Genomic DNA, 252 nt, shown 5'->3' on the forward strand with positions numbered 1-252 from the left:
GTATTGACTAATGAACTCAAAATAATCGCTCCTCCTCCAATAAACAAAGCTAAAATAAGTAAATGATAAAGCTTTATTTTTTGAGAAAGTATAGATGCTATAACACTACCAAGTAAAATTCCTATACCAAAGACTATACTTAATATAATTGAAACTTCTTCATAGTTTCTTGGGGCTAGTTTGTATTTTAAAATAAACACCTGCATCACTGAGAGCCCTCCATTTAAAATTCCGAAAACTATAAATCCGGAG

General features: G+C 30.6%; 1 pseudogene. It reads right to left on the minus strand.

Annotation, left to right across the window (positions count from 1 at the left end):
- Positions 1-252, minus strand: a pseudogene (locus SB658_RS25960) (MFS transporter); the annotation flags it as partial.

The organism is Bacillus sp. SIMBA_008, from assembly GCF_046535495.1.
Lineage (GTDB): Bacteria > Bacillota > Bacilli > Bacillales > Bacillaceae > Bacillus > Bacillus subtilis.